The organism is Vibrio sp. 10N.261.55.A10 (genome assembly GCF_041470825.1).
In the GTDB taxonomy this organism is placed as follows: Bacteria; Pseudomonadota; Gammaproteobacteria; order Enterobacterales; family Vibrionaceae; genus Vibrio; species Vibrio crassostreae_C.
The window spans coordinates 212,884-230,537 of sequence record NZ_JBFRNC010000027.1; the positions used below are offsets into that span (position 1 = coordinate 212,884).

11 protein-coding genes and 1 pseudogene are annotated in these 17,654 nt (G+C 46.2%); 4 read left to right on the forward strand and 8 right to left on the reverse strand.

The window, feature by feature from the left end:
- The first annotated feature begins 167 nt into the window (after window positions 1-167).
- Window positions 168-491, forward strand: coding sequence for a DOPA 4,5-dioxygenase family protein (locus AB4274_RS08270; protein WP_017060873.1), 324 nt, complete (start codon window positions 168-170; stop codon window positions 489-491).
- A 165-nt stretch (window positions 492-656) separates the two neighbouring features.
- On the opposite strand, the gene fruA is transcribed toward AB4274_RS08270, so the two are convergent.
- Genes fruA through fruB form a run of 3 tightly spaced genes read right to left on the reverse strand, consistent with a single transcriptional unit; the run spans window position 657 to window position 4,535 of the window.
- On the reverse strand, window positions 657-2,399 hold the full coding sequence (fruA, locus tag AB4274_RS08275; protein WP_372111650.1) for a PTS fructose transporter subunit IIBC: 1,743 nt from the start codon (window positions 2,397-2,399) through the stop codon (window positions 657-659).
- A 15-nt stretch (window positions 2,400-2,414) separates the two neighbouring features.
- Window positions 2,415-3,392 carry a 1-phosphofructokinase gene (gene pfkB / locus AB4274_RS08280; RefSeq protein ID WP_065584602.1) on the reverse strand — a complete coding sequence of 326 codons (978 nt, stop codon included), beginning with the start codon at window positions 3,390-3,392 and terminating at the stop codon, window positions 2,415-2,417.
- Between the two features lie 9 nt (window positions 3,393-3,401).
- Window positions 3,402-4,535, reverse strand: coding sequence for a fused PTS fructose transporter subunit IIA/HPr protein (gene fruB / locus AB4274_RS08285; RefSeq protein WP_372111652.1), 1,134 nt, complete (start codon window positions 4,533-4,535; stop codon window positions 3,402-3,404).
- Window positions 4,536-4,920: 385 nt separating this feature from the next.
- Here fruB and cra point away from each other — a divergent pair, with 385 nt between their 5' ends.
- Window positions 4,921-5,925, forward strand: a complete 1,005-nt coding sequence (gene cra, locus AB4274_RS08290; protein WP_017067037.1) for a catabolite repressor/activator — start codon at window positions 4,921-4,923, stop codon at window positions 5,923-5,925.
- Window positions 5,926-5,958: 33 nt separating this feature from the next.
- On the opposite strand, the gene AB4274_RS08295 is transcribed toward cra, so the two are convergent.
- From AB4274_RS08295 to nirB, 4 genes are all read right to left on the reverse strand, one after another.
- Window positions 5,959-7,749: a protein kinase domain-containing protein gene (locus AB4274_RS08295; protein WP_372111655.1), complete on the reverse strand. Its 1,791-nt coding sequence runs from the start codon at window positions 7,747-7,749 to the stop codon at window positions 5,959-5,961.
- A 168-nt stretch (window positions 7,750-7,917) separates the two neighbouring features.
- A complete protein-coding gene (locus AB4274_RS08300) occupies window positions 7,918-9,387 on the reverse strand; it encodes a NarK family nitrate/nitrite MFS transporter (RefSeq protein WP_017060867.1) in 1,470 nt (489 codons plus the stop codon).
- Window positions 9,388-9,530: 143 nt separating this feature from the next.
- On the reverse strand, window positions 9,531-9,875 hold the full coding sequence (gene nirD / locus AB4274_RS08305) for a nitrite reductase small subunit NirD (protein WP_012600889.1): 345 nt from the start codon (window positions 9,873-9,875) through the stop codon (window positions 9,531-9,533).
- Window positions 9,876-9,951: 76 nt separating this feature from the next.
- Window positions 9,952-12,534: a nitrite reductase large subunit NirB gene (nirB, locus tag AB4274_RS08310; protein ID WP_372111658.1), complete on the reverse strand. Its 2,583-nt coding sequence runs from the start codon at window positions 12,532-12,534 to the stop codon at window positions 9,952-9,954.
- 472 nt (window positions 12,535-13,006) lie between these two features.
- Here nirB and AB4274_RS08315 point away from each other — a divergent pair, with 472 nt between their 5' ends.
- A complete protein-coding gene (locus AB4274_RS08315; RefSeq protein ID WP_372111661.1) occupies window positions 13,007-15,589 on the forward strand; it encodes a molybdopterin oxidoreductase family protein in 2,583 nt (860 codons plus the stop codon).
- Between the two features lie 330 nt (window positions 15,590-15,919).
- A complete protein-coding gene (locus tag AB4274_RS08320; protein WP_017046379.1) occupies window positions 15,920-17,074 on the forward strand; it encodes a YaaC family protein in 1,155 nt (384 codons plus the stop codon).
- A 391-nt stretch (window positions 17,075-17,465) separates the two neighbouring features.
- Here the strand turns inward: AB4274_RS08320 and AB4274_RS08325 are convergent.
- A pseudogene (locus tag AB4274_RS08325) lies at window positions 17,466-17,654 on the reverse strand (IS110 family transposase); the annotation flags it as partial.

Genomic DNA, 17,654 nt, shown 5'->3' on the forward strand with positions numbered 1-17,654 from the left:
AAACGCCACACTGAAACTACGTGTGGCGTTTTTGTTGGAATGCTCTAGAAATTTCAGCTAGATCAGTCTTCTACATGATGTTTAATACTTCGGCTGCCATTGGTTGACTGTCCTTGCTAGAGAAAGCAGGTTAAACTGTTCGCATCATAATTCTAAAGGATGGTGCCATGTACCACGGTCATATCTATTTCCCTCTGCGATTTGCAGAGCAAGCAGAAACACTGCGTCAGAAAATTTTAGCGGAACGTAAAGATGTATTAGAGGTTTTCCCATTAATACAGCGTTTGGTTGGTCCACATAAGATGCCAATGTTTGAGATTCACTTTGCGAACAAAGAGTCGGGCATTGTTGAATGGCTTGAGCAAGAACGCGGTGATATGTCGGTGCTTATTCACCCTGTAACTGGCGGTGAAGAAACTTTGGACCACACAGTACGAGCGATCTGGCTTGGTCGTGAATTGGGTGTCTTTGAAGAAACGCTTACTAGCTAATCAAATATACCAATATTGCACTTAACTCATTCCGACCGGAAAATACATGAACAATAAAAAGGCTCCTCAAATGAGGAGCCTTTGTTTTAAGGAGCCGTTTTACCAAGAAACCGGTTATCAAGAGCCACTGGTTATCGGGCTGAACCGTTAACCAGAGTAGGGGGATTAAGCCTCTGCAGTTACCTTAGAGTCACTCATCTTTTTAAGAGCCGCGTAACCAAAGCCTGTTACCGCTGTACCTGCTGCAATCGCCAATAGGTACATTAGAACTGGAGAGATAGCACCAGGAATCAGTAGTACGAACAAGCCGCCGTGTGGAGCCATTAGCTGAGCACCAAACATCATTGAAAGAGCGCCAGTTAGTGCACCACCTGCCATACAAGCTGGGATAACACGCATTGGGTCTTTCGCTGCGAATGGGATTGCACCTTCAGAGATGAAACATAGGCCAAGAACGAATGATGCTTTACCTGCTTCACGCTCGCCTGCTTCAAACTTGTCTTTCACTAGGAAAGTCGCAAGGCCCATACCTAGAGCTGGAACCATACCTGCTGCCATGATTGCTGCCATTGGTGCGTAAGTTTGCGAAGCCAATAGACCAACACCGAATGTGTAAGCTGCTTTGTTTACTGGACCACCAAGGTCGAAACACATCATTGCGCCTAGAATCACACCCAGAAGAATCGCATTAGACGTTCCCATGTTGTTTAGGAAAGTTGTCATTGCGCTCATCACGCCAGAAACAGGGCCACCCACGATGTAAACCATCACAAGACCAGTGAACAAACTCGCGATAAACGGAATGATCAGGATTGGCTTGAGGGCTTCCATGGATTGTGGAAGTTGAACCTTGTCGGCAATGAATTTCGCTGCGTAACCTGCAATGAAACCTGCTGCGATACCACCTAGGAAACCTGCGCCCGTTGAGCTAGCCAGCATACCGCCGATTAGACCTGGAGCCAGACCCGGACGGTCAGCAATTGAGAATGCAATGAAACCAGCAAGAACAGGAATCATCAGAGCGAATGCAGAGCCACCACCGATAGTCATCAGTGCAGCGGCCAGCGTGCCTTCTTCTTTAAACGCTTCGATACCGAATACGAAAGAAAGAGCAATGATCAAACCACCTGCAACTACCACTGGAAGCATGTGAGAAACACCCGTCATTAGGTGCTTGTACACGCCTTTCTTCTCGTCAGCAGGTGCTGAATTTGAAGAAGCAGTGTGTTGGTATGGTTTAGCTTCTGCGAATGCTTTTTCCATCTCTTGCTTTGTTTTCTTCAAAGCAGGGCTTGTTGTGGTTTTGTATAGCGCTTTGCCGTTAAAACGATCCAGAGGAACATCGATATCTGCTGCGATGATAACTAGGTCAGCGTCTGCGATTTCTTGGTCTGTCAGTTGGTTTTTTGCACCTACAGAGCCGCGAGTTTCTACTTTGATTTGGTGACCTAGGCGTTTGCCTTCAGCTTCAAGCGCTTCAGCGGCCATAAAGGTATGTGCAACACCCGTTGGGCAAGCCGTAATCGCTACGATCTTTTTGCTACCTGTAGCAGGTGACGTACCAGTCACTTCAACAGCGCTTTCAACTTGTGAAGCGTCTAATACTGTTGCTTCTGCTACCGCTTTCTCTAGGAATGCTTTTGCATCAGCAGTGCATTCAGAGATAGCCGCTTGGTATACTTTCTTGTCGACAAAGCGCGCTTTATCAACGTTGGTGTTGGCTGCGATAACCACAACGTCGCTGCTGTCGATAGCGTCTTGCGATACGGTTGAATCAGGTAACACGCTTGATTGACATTCAATAGCGGCGTTCCAACCCAGTGCTTTTGTCGCTTGCTCTAACAAGCCTGCTGCGATGATGCTGTTTGCTACGCCACTAGGGCAAGCTGTGATAATGGTAATATTCATAATAAACCTTTTGTCCTATTTGCTTGTGTCTAACTGGCTAGTTGGAGCACTAAGCGACTGTAATTGGATATTTTGTAGTACTGAATCCAGCTCTTGTTGGCTGGTGATGCCCACGCCTACCTGTGAAACTGCTAGAGCAGATAGGGCGGTTGCGAATTTAATAAGTTCTGGTTTCGGCATCTGTTGCATGTGACCCCAACATAGGCCAGCAACTAAGGTGTCGCCTGCGCCTACTGTGCTCACTACTTGCATACGCGGCGGTTGAGCATGTAACCATTCACCTTGGTTAAGCCACATCACGCCTTCTGCGCCAAGTGACACCACGATGTTCTCAATACCTTTTTCATTTAGGGCTTGGCCCGCGTGTTGGCATTGGTCACGAGTTGTCAGCTCTGCATTGAACAGCTGAGACAGCTCTTCATCGTTTGGTTTGATTAACCATGGTTGTGCATTGATACCGGCTTTAAGTGCGTCACGGCTGCTATCAAATAGAACCTTCTTACCTAAATCGTGTAAGCGTTGAACCCAAGAAGCGCAAAGCTCAGGAGAGATGCCTTGTGGCAAGCTGCCAGCAATGACGAAGTAATCGTGCGTTTCAGCAAGTTCTAATAGGGTTTCTTCGAACGCTTTAATCGCGTCAGCGTCAACAGGAACACCTGGGAAGTTGATGTCGCTTACTTGGCCTGAATTCTCTACCAATTTCACGTTAATGCGAGTTGCGCCATCAACACGGATGAAGCGGTCAGCTGCGCCCATCTGTTCAAACAGTTGGCAGAACGCTTCTTCGTTATTGCGACCAAGGAAACCTGTTACGGTCACTTTCGCGCCAAGCTCTGAAAGAACTTTTGCGACGTTTACGCCTTTGCCCGCTGCGTGCAAAGAGCCTTTGTTTACTAGGCTCACTGAACCCACGTTAAGTGCGTCGATAGCACCTGTCAGGTCTAGAGCAGGGTTAAGCGTTACAGTAACGGCTTTGATTTGTTTATCAGACATATCGACTCCTTAACCTTCGCCAAGGCCTGAAGCGATAGCTTTGCCAATCGATTCAAGTGCTTGTGCTGCGTCTTCACCTTCAGCAACAAACTGAAGCTGGTGGCCGTGTTTAACGCCAAGAGCGATCACTTTCATCAAGCTCTTCGCGTTCACTTCTTTTCCGTCGCCATCTAGGTTTGACACGCGGATTGTTGATTCAAACTTCTTCGCTTCAGCGACTAGCATTGCGCCCGGACGAGCGTGCAGGCCGTGTGCGTTTTTGATTTTGAATACTGCGCAGTTGTCATCGTCTTGAGACGCTGTAGAAACCGCTTCACCTTTCAGAAGGCCAATCACTTGCGCTGCGTCAGCTGTTAACAGTTGTTGCTGTTTACCTTCGAAAACCATCTTGCTTAGGTTTGCCAGAATAGATTGGTGCGCGCTGTTACAAGCTGCGAATGCGACTAATGCTTTCACTGGTGTGCCTTCGTATTCACAATGGTTCGCTGTTGAAACGAAAGATACGCCAGTGCGTGTTACGCCTTTGTCGCTGCCCAATAACCACAGGCCTTGGCCTAGGTGAGTTGGTGTTTTTGTTACTAGGTCAGCAACGAATGCGTTGTCTGTGCAACCTGTGTTCTTAAGTAGGCCACCCGCAACGGCAGACATTTGAATCATGTCGCTCGCAGGGAACAGTAGCTGAACTAAAGAAGCGTCTAGGTCGGCTTCTAGCTGAACTTCGCCGTTAAGTAGGGCGATGATTTCGTCTTCTGATTTAGCTTGCTTTAATTTCTCTTCAACACCGTCTGCCGCTAGAACCTTTGTTAGTTGCTTAAGAATGCCTAAGTGCTCGTCAGATTTCGCTGCAATACCAATTGCTACGTAAACACGGTTGCCGTCTGCCCAATCAATACCTTCAGGGAAGTGGTGTACCGCAACGCCTGTCTCTTTTACTAGGCCACGAGTATTCGTCGTTCCGTGAGGAATCGCGATGCCGTTACCTAGGAACGTAGAGTTCTGGTTTTCACGGTTCAGCATTCCTTCAACGTAACCAGAGTCAACTAAGCCTTTCGCGGTTAGGTCGCCAGCAATGTTTTGGATAGCTTTGAATTTGTCTTCGGCAGTTTGGCCTAGAGTGATGTCAGATTTTGATAATTTAAGCATGGTGCCTCTTTAGCGTATCGCTTGAGAATTTGTGTATCGCTACGATTCAGTCTAGAGCAAGATTCATGGAGCTTAACTTGTTGCTTAACTCTTTGTTTTATATTAGCTGAATCGGTTCAGCATTCAGTGTAAAAAAATTCAGCAAAGCCGATTTTGGTTTTCAAAATAGTTTTGCTGCGTGTCGTAATTTCAGTTTCGTTAACAACAAGAAGCTGAATCACGACAAATGACGCTCAATCCATTCAAAAGGATGATTGAAGTCACTTTTCAGATTTTGCTGAATCCTTTCAGCTTTTATACTGAATCGATTCAGCATATAATTCAACTAATCCAAGGATCAGAAGATTGGTTATATGATCCTACGCACAAAATACAGGTCACCCATATGACACTAGATGAGATTGCCAAACTAGCCGGTGTATCGAAAACGACAGCCAGTTATGTGATCAATGGCAAGGCGCAGAAATACAGAATCAGTGAAAAGACACAGCAGAAAGTGATGGCAGTGGTGGAAGAGTATAACTACCGACCAGACCATGCTGCTTCGTCGCTGCGTGCTGGTAATAGCCGTTCATTTGGTTTGATTATTCCTGATCTGGAAAACAGCAGTTATGCGCGTTTAGCAAAACTGATAGAGCAGAACTCACGTAAAGTGGGCTATCAGATTTTGATTGGCTGTTCAGATGATGACGCTGAAACCGAGCGAAAGGTCGCTGAAGCTTTGGTCAGTCGTCGTATTGATGCTTTGCTGGTGGCGAGCTCAATGCCAGACGCCAACGAGTTCTACTTGAAACTGCAAAACTCAGGTACCCCAGTAATTGCGATTGACCGTCCGTTAGACGATGAGCACTTTGCTTGCGTGATCAGTGAAGATTTCGAGGCTGCATTTGAACTGACCCACTCGATTCTCGATGACAGCATTCATAGTGTTGGCTTGATCGGTGCGTTACCTGACCTGAACATTTCACGTGAACGTCAGCTGGGTTTTGAAGCGGCGAATAAAGCACATACTCAACAAACAAGGCTAGCAGAAAACAAGCCGATGGTAGTGGGTTATGGAGAACACTTTGATAGAGAATCAGGGCGCGAGGTTTTTGAAGACTGGATAGCTAAAGGCACGGTGCCTGATGCGATTGTGACTATGTCTTACACTTTGTTAGAGGGTGTGTTGGATGTGATGGTTGAAAAGCCAGAGCTGATTAATCAAGTAAAACTGGCAACCTTTGGTGATAACCGACTGCTCGACTTCTTGCCTTTTAAAGTCCATTCACTGCCTCAGCAGTTTGAAGTAATTGCCGACAGCGCTTTTGCTTTGGCGCTGAATGCATCGGCTAAGCGTTACCAAGCTGGCATTGAACTCGTGCCAAGAAGCTTAGTGAAACGAGGCTAAACGCGGTTATATTAGGCTAATTCGTAAACGTATCTAGCTTGGGTTTAACAATAACCCCAGTTCTACGACCGCAACAATGCCGAGCAACAAGGCCAACACTTTCCAAAACTGGATTGGGTTTCGGTTTATCAAAGGTTGCTTGGCTTTGCTTTTCACCAAGCTTTGGTTTGGTGTGTAAAGGTCTGCCACAAAATCCCCTAACACTTGATGACGTTCGCTTGGTGATTCCGCGCAGGCTTTTTGTAACACCAAATCTACCCAACTTGGCAAGTCAGCTCGTTTCTGTGTGATGGGTTGGTATTCCCACTGATGATGACGAGATTGCTTAAGCGATTGTGCAGTCATTTCAGAGTAGGGCAATCCACCTGTTAGCATCTCATAGCCGATCACGGCGATAGAGAACAGATCCGAGCTTGTGGTGGCCGTGTTGTGCTTGATGGTCTCTGGCGCTATGTAATTGACCGCGCCTAATGGAGTGTCGTCTTTGTCGGTGAGCTCTCCCTCTTCAAGGCCTCTCACTAACACCGCACCAAGGTCGATGATTTTTACCTCACCATCACGTTGAATCATGATGTTTTCCGGCTTTAAGTCTCGGTGCACCATGTCTGCACGTTGCAGTACTCGAATGCCTTGAGTGATCTTTTCTAGTATGTCGCGTACTTCATTGAGTGACGGTTTTGGATTGTCGTACATCCATTGTCTTAGCGTGATGCCTTCTACCCATTCGCAGATTTGGTATAAGAATTGCGAGTTCTCTGGCGTCGGGTAAACCTTCATTACTCTCTTGTTTTTTAACAAGATCCCCGCCCATTGTTCATTAAAGAAAGCTCTGAGTTGCGAAGGGCTATCGTGATATTGGACGGAAGGGACTTTCAGCACGAACTCGGTCTGTGTCTCTTTCTGCATCACACGATACACATGGCTTCTAGATCCTGCATACAACACCTCAAGCACCATGAAGTTGTCGATACTTTGCCCGAGCTTTAAAGCGGGGGGGATGGCACGTTTAGCTAGCTTCTCATGGAACTCAATCAGCGAAGGTTTAGGCAGATGGCTGACTTGCACAATCAAGCAACTCACGTTGTCTGAGCTATTGTGGCTTAAAGCGGTGTTACAGATGGTTTGTGCTGCGTATTCGAAATCTGCTCCGGGTTTGTCGATGTGTTCCTTGAAGGTATTGGGAGAGACAAACTCGTGCACGCCATCAGATGTCAGGATAAAGCAGTCGTTTTTCTTGATAGGCAGGGTTTGATAGTCAACGTTGAGTTGGTTGTCCATGCCTAAGGCGCGTGTTAGATAATGCTTTTGCCCCATATTTTTACGGGTGTGATCGCGCGTTAGCTGGCGTAATTCTCCATCTCTTAGTAAGTAAATGCGACTGTCGCCCACGTGGAAGATATGTGCGGTGTTCGATTTTAATATCACGCTGCTGAACGTCGAAACGAGGGCATTGTGGTTCACTTGTTGTGCGGGATGAATATTAGAAACAGACGTGTTGAAGAGCCAAGAATTGAGGGACGTTAAGACCTTTTGCGCCGAACGTTGGATGCTCCAGCTTTGGGGAGTTGCGTAATAGTCGTCGATAAACTGCATCACGCTGGTGTGACTGGCTTTCTGGCCATGTTCACTGCAACTTGCGCCGTCTGCTATGCAGGCAACACTACCTTTCAACTCTTGCTCTACGCGAGTTTTGGGGTGTTTTACAATGATGGCGTCTTGGTTTTCATCACGTACGCCTTGATTCGAATAACCACCAAACTTAAGCGTTAACTGGTTGTTGGATTCTGGCGTGATGACTTGCCCTTGGCTGAATGAAATTGTCATAACTGGTCTTCTTCTTAACTGCTCTTCTTCCCGCTTCCTTGACAGAACATCCTAGGAAGAACAAAAGCCCTAGTGAACTTAGAGCCTTTGAACGAAGCACCTAGCATTGATGTATCCGCTAAGGTGCTTCTCCCGATTCAATAATATCAATGCTTCATAGTACTGAGACTAGCTTGAGACATTAATCAGCGTGACACTGCCATCGTCGTTTACTTCGGCGATTTGACCGTTAGGCTCTTCCATGAACAGTAGAGTTACAAAGCCAAGTACCGCTGTTGCAGCAATCACTAAGAAGAAGGTTTGGTAGCTCACGAATGACAACACAGTTAGGTAAACTACCGCACCCACGTTACCGTAAGCGCCCGTCATACCTGCAATTTGACCTGTCATACGACGCTTGATTAGAGGAACCGTTGCGAATACCGCACCTTCACCCGCTTGCACGAAGAAAGAACACGCCATTGCCGCGACAACCGCTAGCCATACAGGCCATGTGCTGTCGACTTGACCCATTGCGAAGTAACCCACAGCAAGGCCAATCGTTAGAATAAGCAGTGTTGGTTTACGACCGAATTTATCTGAAATCCAACCACCACCTGGGCGAGACATTAGGTTCATAAAGGCATAAGCTGATGCAACCATACCTGCAAGAACCGGTGTTAATTCAAAGGTTTCAGAGAAGAACAGTGGCAGCATAGAAACCACAGCCAGTTCAGAACCAAATGTCGCGAAGTACAATACGTTAAGTACCGCAACTTGCTTGAATTTGTACTGGTGAATCTCTGGCACTTCTTCTTTAAATACGTTCTTGTTTACTTTCCAAACTTGCGACACTTCGTACACGTAAAGCGCAGCTAAACCGGCATACACAGAGTAAACCGCCATGTCAGACAACATGTTGATGTTGCTTGGTGATAGCTTCCAAGTCAGTAGCGCTAAAGCGGCATACATAGGGATCTTCATAATAAGTAGGAAGAAAAAGTCACCCTTTGATGTCACTTCCATTGCTGTTACTTGAGCAGGCTTGAAGTAAGTCGAACCTTTTGGTGTATCTGACACGTTTTTGTAGAAGATAAACGAGAACGCTAAGCTCATTACGCCAGTAATACCAACCGCATAACGCCAGCCGTCTTCACCACCAAACGCTAAAGCCAGAGTTGGAAGCGTGAATGCTGCCGCTGCTGAACCGAAGTTACCCCAGCCGCCGTAAATACCTTCTGCCGTACCCAGTTCATTGTGTGGGAACCACTCAGACACTAGACGAATACCGACAACGAAGCCTGCACCGATGAAGCCTAATAGGAAACGAGCAATCGCCGCTTGAATAAAAGAGTCTGCCAGAGCAAACATGAAACAAGGGATAGAACAGACCGCGAGTAGCGAAGAGTAAACCAACCTTGGGCCGTATCTATCGGTTAGCATGCCTATTGCGACACGTGCCGGAATGGTCAATGCAACGTTGAGGATCAGGAGGGTTTTGATCTCTTCAGTAGAAAGACCAAGCGTAGTTTTTACCATTTGCAGTAGTGGGGCAAAGTTGAACCACACAACAAAGGTAATGAAAAAGGCCATCCAGCTTAGGTGTAAGACCTTCATCTTACCCGTAAATGAAAGCAGCGAAAATTTAGTGTTATCCATGGTTTAAATCCTTTAAATCTGGAAAATTACCCGGTTTGTGCACCTGCGTTACTTCCGAACTTAGAACGCTTTTAATGTGCATAAACCCTGTGCCGAAATTGCGCACGCTAATAAGCGTTTGCATGATGGTGTCGGCGGTTTAGTTAACTGGCGATAGCAAGTGGTGCGAGAACTTGAACTTGTTCTCCTTGTTTGCGAACTTCAAATTTCACGAGCTTGAGCTCAGGCTGTTCAAGACATTCGCCAGTTTCTAAGTGGTAATGCTGCTTGTATAAGGGTGAGGCCACGTAAGGTTCTCCGCTTAATGAACCAATTATACCACGTGACATCACATTCGCCTTGCCGATAGGGTCGTAATTAGAGAGCCCATAAAGCGTGTCGCTGCGCTTGCAGTAAAAAATAGCCACTTGGTTATCGTCTACTTTGGCGCAAATTCCCCCGTTTGGGGTTAGATCGCTGGTGCTGCATACGGTTGTCCAATTTTCCATGACTTTCTCCTAGTCTAAAATTGAGTTTTTATTTTTTTATTGATGAACCTGATGAACCTGATGAACCTGATGAAATTTATGAAACCTCAGTCACTTCGATTTGGTCTGCTTTAGCGAGCTTTTCATCGCGTTTTGAATTCGAAGCATCACTCAAGCTCGGCTTAGGAAAACGCTGCTCTCGCTCTTTGATGAAAGAGAGGCTAGTGTCCATTTCTTCACTGTTGATGTAGTGCTGGAAGCGCTTCATCTTCTCAGGGTTTTCAATGGTGGTTTTCCATTCACACTGGTACTTCTCGATGTTGAGTGCGATGTCCGCTTCGAGTTCTTCAGCTACGTTGAGCTTGTCTTCAATCACGACTTGCTTGAGGTATTCAATGCCGCCTTCGAGGTTCTCCATCCATACCGATGTACGCTGTAAGCGGTCTGCGGTACGTGTGTAGAACATCAAAACGCGGTCGATGTATTTAAGGAGTGTGGTTTCGTCTAAATCAGTGGCGAATAGGTCTGCATGACGAGGACGCATACCGCCGTTACCACAGATGTAGAGGTTCCAACCTTTGTCGGTGGCGATAACACCAATGTCTTTCGATTGGGCTTCTGCACATTCACGAGTACAGCCTGAAACCGCAAACTTGATCTTGTGTGGTGAACGCAGGCCTTTGTAGCGGTTCTCAAGTCGAATCGCTAAGCCAACACTGTCGTCGACACCGTATCGACACCAAGTGCTACCGACACAAGATTTCACGGTACGAACCGATTTACCGTAGGCGTGGCCAGTTTCAAAACCTGCATCAATCAGCTTTTTCCAGATGATAGGCAGTTCGTTAAGCTGTGCGCCAAACAAGTCGACACGCTGACCGCCCGTGATTTTGGTGTAGAGGTCGAACTCTTTAGCGACTTCACCAAGCACGATCAATTTATCTGGAGTGATTTCACCGCCAGCAATACGCGGAACTACCGAGTAAGTGCCGTCTTTTTGCATGTTGCCAAGGTAGATGTCATTGGTGTCTTGCAGCTCGATATGTTGATCTTCCAGGATGTAATCGTTCCAGTACGAAGCCAGAATCGAACCGACAGCCGGTTTACACACAGTACAGCCTAATCCGTTGCCGTGAGAATCTAACAGCTCGTCGAAGGTCTTGATTTTGTTGACGCGAATGATGTCGGTAAGCTCTTGGCGAGAATAAGCAAAGTGCTCACAGATATCGTTAGAGACTTCCACACCTATGTTACTTAGCTCGCTATCGAGAACCTGTTTCGCAAGGGCAGAACAACCGCCACAACCTGTTGAAGCATTCGTGGTTTCTTTCAATGCAGCCATCGTGGTGCAGCCAGCTGAAACGGCCTCTTTAATATCGCCTTTGGTCACATCAAAACATGAACAGATCACAGCGCTATCAGGCAGAGCTTCAACACCCATTGCAGAGCCAGAATCATCGGCCACGTTAGGTAAAATTAGCACTGATGGGTTTTCAGGAAGGGGCATATCATTTTGCTTGATTTGCAGTAGCGAACCGTAGGCTTCTGCATCACCGACCAATACGGCACCGACAATTTTCGTGCCGTCAGCCGAGATGATCAAGCGTTTATAAACTTGTTCAATTTCATCGTTATAAGTATACGATTGAGCGCCTTCCGTCTTGCCGTGTACTTCGCCAATACTGGCCACATCGACGCCAAGCAGTTTGAGCTTGGTGCTCATGTCTGCGCCAGTGAATGCAGCGTCGTCAGTACCGTCAGAGACAATATGCGCAGCCGCGATTTTCGCCATTGAATAGCCAGGGGCGACTAAGCCGAAGATCTTGTTGTCCCAAAGGGCACATTCACCAATCGCATACACGTTGTCGATGTTGGTTTGGCAGTGATCGTTAATCACAATGCCGCCACGTTCACCAATGGCGATATCAGAGCTGCGAGCTAAGGCATCTTGAGGGCGAATACCCGCAGAGAACACGATCATATCGGTTTCAAGGTGGGTGCCGTCTGCAAAGTTCATACGGTAGCGAGCGTTTTCTCCGTCGACTATTTCAGAGGTCGCTTTCTCGGTATGAACTTGCACACCAAGGTCTTCAATTTTTCTGCGTAATAGGGCACCGCCACCGTCATCTAATTGAACCGCCATCAGGCGAGGCGCAAATTCAACCACATGGGTTTCTAAGCCAAGGTTTTTGACTGCGTTTGCGGCTTCTAAACCCAGCAGTCCACCACCAATCACCACGCCCGATTTGCTGCCTTTACTTGAGAGCTCAATGGCGTCTAAATCTTCGATGGTGCGATAAACGTGGCAGTGTTCTTGGTCGTTACCGGGAATAGGGGGAACAAAAGGGAATGAGCCGGTCGCCAAGATTAGCTTGTCGTAACTTTCAACGTGACCACTTTCAGTGATGACTTGTTGATTGGCGGTGTCTAGCTTGGCAACCTTCTGATTCAACAAGTAGTTCACGCCGTTGCTTTGGTAATATTCTTCACTGGTCAATGACAGGTCATCAGCGCTTTTACCATTAAAGTAAGCCGTCAGCTGAACACGGTCGTAGGCCAGCCTTGGTTCTTCACTAAAAGTAATCACATCAAACTCATCACTGTCTGATTGCAGGATGTTGTCGATAAATTTGTGTCCAACCATGCCGTTACCAACAACGACGATTTTCTTCTTGCTCATAATCCATTCCTTATTCTCGGCGTCACCATCACTAGCGTCTAATTTCTAATCGTTAGCAGATGAATACCGGGTTGAGATTCCACTCAATTCATAATCATCAAGAAAAACAAAAATGTTTTTTCTAAGTCTTGGTTTCTAGTGGAGCAAGGAGGGTGCCAGATTGCGATTTGTTCATTTAAATAAAATTTAATATATATATTTCAGTGATTTAAAAATTGCAGGTGGCACGTAATTACCCCTAAAGTGGTATGTAAAATTTTTGTTATATTTATATAAATGAGCGTTTGTGGTGCAACTTTCTGCAAGATGGTGCAAAAATTAAGTTTTTATCTTGGCTAAGTTCGATTTTGTTCAGTGTTGATATTTTTAATTTCATTAAGTTGTTGTTTTTAAATGGTAATATTTCAATTTGGTCGAGTGGTGTTAAGTGGCGTGCTATTTGCTTGGTTTCAGTTATTACAATTATGGATAATTGAGCGAGAAACGGATGACCGATTCAAACAGCGGCTGGATAAAATCAACCTGTGCTTATTGTGGTGTAGGGTGTGGAATAGAAGCGAGACCGACATCGTTAGGAAAACTAGAAGTGCGTGGTGATAAAGATCATCCATCAAACTATGGAAAGCTATGTACTAAAGGGATTGCGCTTGGTGATACCGTCACGCCTTTAGGACGCCTAACACAGCCTGCTCATATTCAGAATGAGCAAAAACAAGAGCTGGATTGGAACCGTGCCACTCAGTTGGTCGCAGACAAATTCAATCAAACGATCGAAGAATTTGGAGCCGATTCGGTTGCGTTCTATGTGTCTGGTCAGCTGCTTACCGAAGACTATTATGTTGCCAATAAACTGATGAAAGGCTTTATCGGTAGCGGCAACATCGACAGTAATTCTAGACTGTGCATGGCTTCAACCGTGGTCGGGCATAAGCGAGCATTTGGCGCAGACACAGTACCGGTGTGCTACGAAGATCTCGAGCAAGCCGAACTCGTCGTGATTACAGGTTCCAACTTAGCATGGTGTCACCCGGTACTTTTCCAAAGATTAAGAGCCTCGAAACAAGCCAACCCTGAATTGAAAGTTATCGTCATCGACCCGCGTTATACCGACACCTGTGAAATCGCAGACATTCACTTGGCATTGGAATCAGGCTCAGACGTCGCATTGTTCAATGGTTTATTGGGTTACCTCGATGATAACGACAAGCTAGATTCAGACTATATAGAAAACCACACTCAAGGCTTTACTGAATCGATTCGATCTGCGACTCAATATCGTTATACAGAGTCGGGCTGGGGCGACAAAAGCGTTCCTGAGCTCACAGGGTTAACAGAGCAGCAGCTGAAACAGTTCTACAGTTTGTTTGCATCGAACGAGAAGGTGCTAACCATTTACTCCCAAGGCGTGAACCAATCGACACAAGGGTGTGACAAGGTGAATGCCATTATTAACTGCCATTTAGCCACCGGAAAAATCGGCAAGCCGGGAATGGGGCCATTCTCTGTCACAGGACAACCGAACGCGATGGGCGGGCGTGAGGTGGGCGGCCTAGCCAATACTTTAGCGGCGCACTTTGAGTTTGGTGATCCGCGATCACACCAAACGGTGAGTGAATTTTGGCAGACCGACAACCTAGCCACTCATGCGGGATTAAAAGCGATCGACCTGTTTGATGCGATGAATGAGGGAAAAATCAAAGCGGTGTGGATCATGGCAACGAACCCAGTTGTGAGCCTGCCTGACAGTGAAAAGATCAAAACCGCATTAGAGAAGTGCCCGTTTGTGGTGGTGTCGGACTGCATTGCCGACACTGAAACCACTCGCTTGGCCGATGTAGTGCTGCCCGCGCAGGGGTGGAGCGAGAAGTCGGGCACTGTGACCAACTCTGAACGCCGAATCTCACGCCAACGCCGTGTATTACCAAGCCCAGGGGAAGCCAAACCCGATTGGTGGATATTGAAAGAAGTCGCTCAAAAAATGGGATTCAAAGAGCAGTTCGAGTTCCGCCACGAAGGCGAGATATTCAAAGAGTATTGCGAGATGACAGCGCTCGGTAATGAAACGGGCAAAGCGCGTGATTTGTGCTTAATTGGACTCACGCAACTGGATGAAAAAGGCTATGGCGAACTCACTCCACAGCAATGGCCAGTACTTGAGTATCAACCTGAGATCATCGAACAGCGCATGTTCACCAATGGTGAGTTCTTTACCGAATCAGGCAAAGCGCAGTTTATTGCAGTTGAGCACGACAAACCGATTGCCGATACCAGCCTTGAATTCCCACTTATCATGAACACAGGGCGAATCCGAGACCAATGGCACACCATGAGCCGCACAGGCTTGGCGGCAGGTTTAGGTGAGCATACCCCTGAGCCTTTTGTTGCGATGCACCCAGATACGGTTTCGGAACTAAACTTGGATGAGTTTGGGCTAGATGCGTTCAACCACGCCACTATTAACCCAGTGGTGAAAGTGCGCAGCGCACAAGGGGAGTGCCAAGCGCGATTAGTAGTGACCAAAGAGATGCGCCGTGAACAAGTTTTCATGCCGATTCATTGGAACGCACCGACCGCCAAAGACAGTAAACCATGTGACCTGATCTTGCCTCATACCGATGCCGCATCAGGCCAGCCAGAATTCAAACACACCCCAGTGGTGGTTGAACCGTGTGGCTATCGCAGTGAAGCCGCACTGGTCAGCGACAAAGTGATGGACTGCAGTGGCTTTGATTACTGGGTTCGCCAAAGAGTGGAGGGCGGTTTTCTGTATCGCATCTCATCATCTAAGAACCCTATGGAGCTGGTTATTCAGCTTGCTAATACCCTCGATGCCTTGCCAGAACCTGACGCAGAAGCGATTAAATCACTCCATTACCACGGCAATAAATCATTCAAGAACTACGGCTCTGCCAAGCTGGGTCAGTCTGGCGTAAAGCAAGCCTTCGTGGTGAACAGTAAGCTAGACCATCAAAGCATCGACTGGCTGGTGGAGTGCTTAACCCGAGAAGCCGATGAAGAGTTCGAAGCCGAGTTTTTGAGTACCATGGCGAAGTAGTTACTACCTCTAAACTATTAATACCAAGAGTTAAGCGCCGACAATTACGTCGGCGTTTTTGTTTGAAAACACGATATTCAAAGATATGACTATTCATTATCGAGCTGCGGTTTACTCACATATTGGAGAGTTTTCTGCATTTTGCAGAAACTATATGGAAAATTTCTGCTTTTCGTCATGTTTGATACGAAGATAAGTAGGTAAGATAATGTTATTAAATGAGTTATTAGACTAAGTGTAGTGTGTCTTGGAAACTAGACAGAATTGTTTCGGGGACAAAATGCAGAATTATTCTGTCTAATATAGCTGTTATAAAACCAAGGGAGAGACATGGGAAATCCAATAATAGCAAATGATCCAAACAAACTCGTTTGGTTAAGGTTAAAGCAGCTAACAAGTGTTGAGGTTTGCAGAAATTTAATTAAAGACAAGTGCACTAGACAAAGCCTTTCATTACCTGAAGAAACTATTGACCGAAAGTCTATAGGTCTAGCTTCTGCCATAGATTCAGCGTTAGGGTACTGGCAAGAAAAACCGTCATCTCTTAATTCTTGGGTTCTTTCTCGGTATTACGCTTTATTACAGTTAACTATTGCTGAACAGGTTTCTAGTCCAAACAATCAGAGCGACTTGGCTTCAATTCAAAAACATACCGAGCAAGGTCACGGACTGGCTATTTGGCTAAAAGGCATTGATAGTCCTTTGGACTACAATATTTACGGGTTGAAAGGTGGGCATTTCTATTCCTATGCTAAGTATTTAGGCCTTGAGCCAAAAGAGTGGGCTGCAGACAGACGTGCAAAAGACATTTCTGAGCTAGAAATGCACCCTAGTGTTTCTATAAAAGATTTGTTTCAACACATTCCTGAACTGGAGCCTGTTCTCTACTCCTTCATCCAAGAGCCATCTAAGTGTTTGCATATCGGACACTCATCTGAAAATCATCGATATGAAGACGAAATCCGTAGAAAAAATAGAGAGAAAGGTAACTTCAACTTTTCTCTTCCTAAACGTGACTTTACATTTGTAAGTATTTACGAAAACTTGGACAACCCAATTAACTTGGAGCTTATTCTTGATACTAAGATTCCGCTAGACGATATTCGTCTGGAGACGAATGAGGACAGTTCTGAGCGATCTATCTTTAACGGTAAACTTAATCATGAAACAGGCCAGCTTTGGTGGTCAGCGATTGAACACTATAAATCAAGTTTTACTGGTTCTATGTTCATTGAACCAATGTTTGGAAAAGTAAACGATATTGTAGTTCGCCACTTCTTTTTGCTTTATGGCTTAAGCATTTTAGTCAGGTATACACCTGATGTATGGCATGAAATTAAGGCGGGCTCTTATGATAACATCGGTTCTCTGATCGAGTATTATTTGACGACATTTGAAGAAGTTATCCCGTTATTGATGCTCGATCGAATCACCGGAAAAAAACATAGAACAGCACAACCGGGCTCAATGCAGAGTTTGGTGTAACGGTTTTATAACAAAGCATTTAAGAGTGATTCCCAACGCTTGGCATTCTAGGTTTCCTTCAGTTTAAGTGTTTACGGCACAATACTTTAAGTGTGGTGGTCTGCGTTGCTCACCACTTAATGCGGCTACATGGATTCCCCCGGTTGTCAAACATCCGCTAAACTTATGTTGATGGGTTTTGGACTGCCGCTCTACATTCGGCCTACTTATCGACGATTCGCATACGTCGTGGCCCTGATGACTTGCGCGACTGCGGTGCCTTATTCGTTAGATGACATCTAGTGTGTCCGCCGCATTAACAGGCTCTCCGCAAGTGGTCTTAACCTATCTCCATCATTAGCGTCTGCAATGACCCGGTGGGTTTAACTCTCTATGCTGCTTAGGTTTCTACTTAAGCAGCATAGTTTTCATATTCGGTTTGATTGTGTAAAAGCGACCATATAATTCGTGCGTTCTTCGCGGCCAGTGCCACTATTGCTCGGTTCATTCCTCTTCGTTCTAGAACGCCGCGACACCACTGACTTAACTTATCTTGCTTGTCGCCAAGGTTGGCAATGACTGTCCTTGCGCCATGAACTAA

What these genes read in the sequence shown, in the direction of transcription:
- AB4274_RS08320 (WP_017046379.1), top strand. Translation starts at nt 15,920, where the DNA reads ATGGGAAATCCAATAATAGCAAATGATCCAAACAAACTCGTTTGGTTA.
- pfkB (WP_065584602.1), bottom strand. Translation starts at nt 3,392, where the DNA reads ATGTCTGATAAACAAATCAAAGCCGTTACTGTAACGCTTAACCCTGCT.
- AB4274_RS08295 (WP_372111655.1), bottom strand. Translation starts at nt 7,749, where the DNA reads ATGACAATTTCATTCAGCCAAGGGCAAGTCATCACGCCAGAATCCAAC.
- nirB (WP_372111658.1), bottom strand. Translation starts at nt 12,534, where the DNA reads ATGAGCAAGAAGAAAATCGTCGTTGTTGGTAACGGCATGGTTGGACAC.
- AB4274_RS08300 (WP_017060867.1), bottom strand. Translation starts at nt 9,387, where the DNA reads ATGGATAACACTAAATTTTCGCTGCTTTCATTTACGGGTAAGATGAAG.
- fruB (WP_372111652.1), bottom strand. Translation starts at nt 4,535, where the DNA reads ATGCTTAAATTATCAAAATCTGACATCACTCTAGGCCAAACTGCCGAA.
- nirD (WP_012600889.1), bottom strand. Translation starts at nt 9,875, where the DNA reads ATGGAAAATTGGACAACCGTATGCAGCACCAGCGATCTAACCCCAAAC.
- cra (WP_017067037.1), top strand. Translation starts at nt 4,921, where the DNA reads ATGACACTAGATGAGATTGCCAAACTAGCCGGTGTATCGAAAACGACA.
- AB4274_RS08270 (WP_017060873.1), top strand. Translation starts at nt 168, where the DNA reads ATGTACCACGGTCATATCTATTTCCCTCTGCGATTTGCAGAGCAAGCA.
- fruA (WP_372111650.1), bottom strand. Translation starts at nt 2,399, where the DNA reads ATGAATATTACCATTATCACAGCTTGCCCTAGTGGCGTAGCAAACAGC.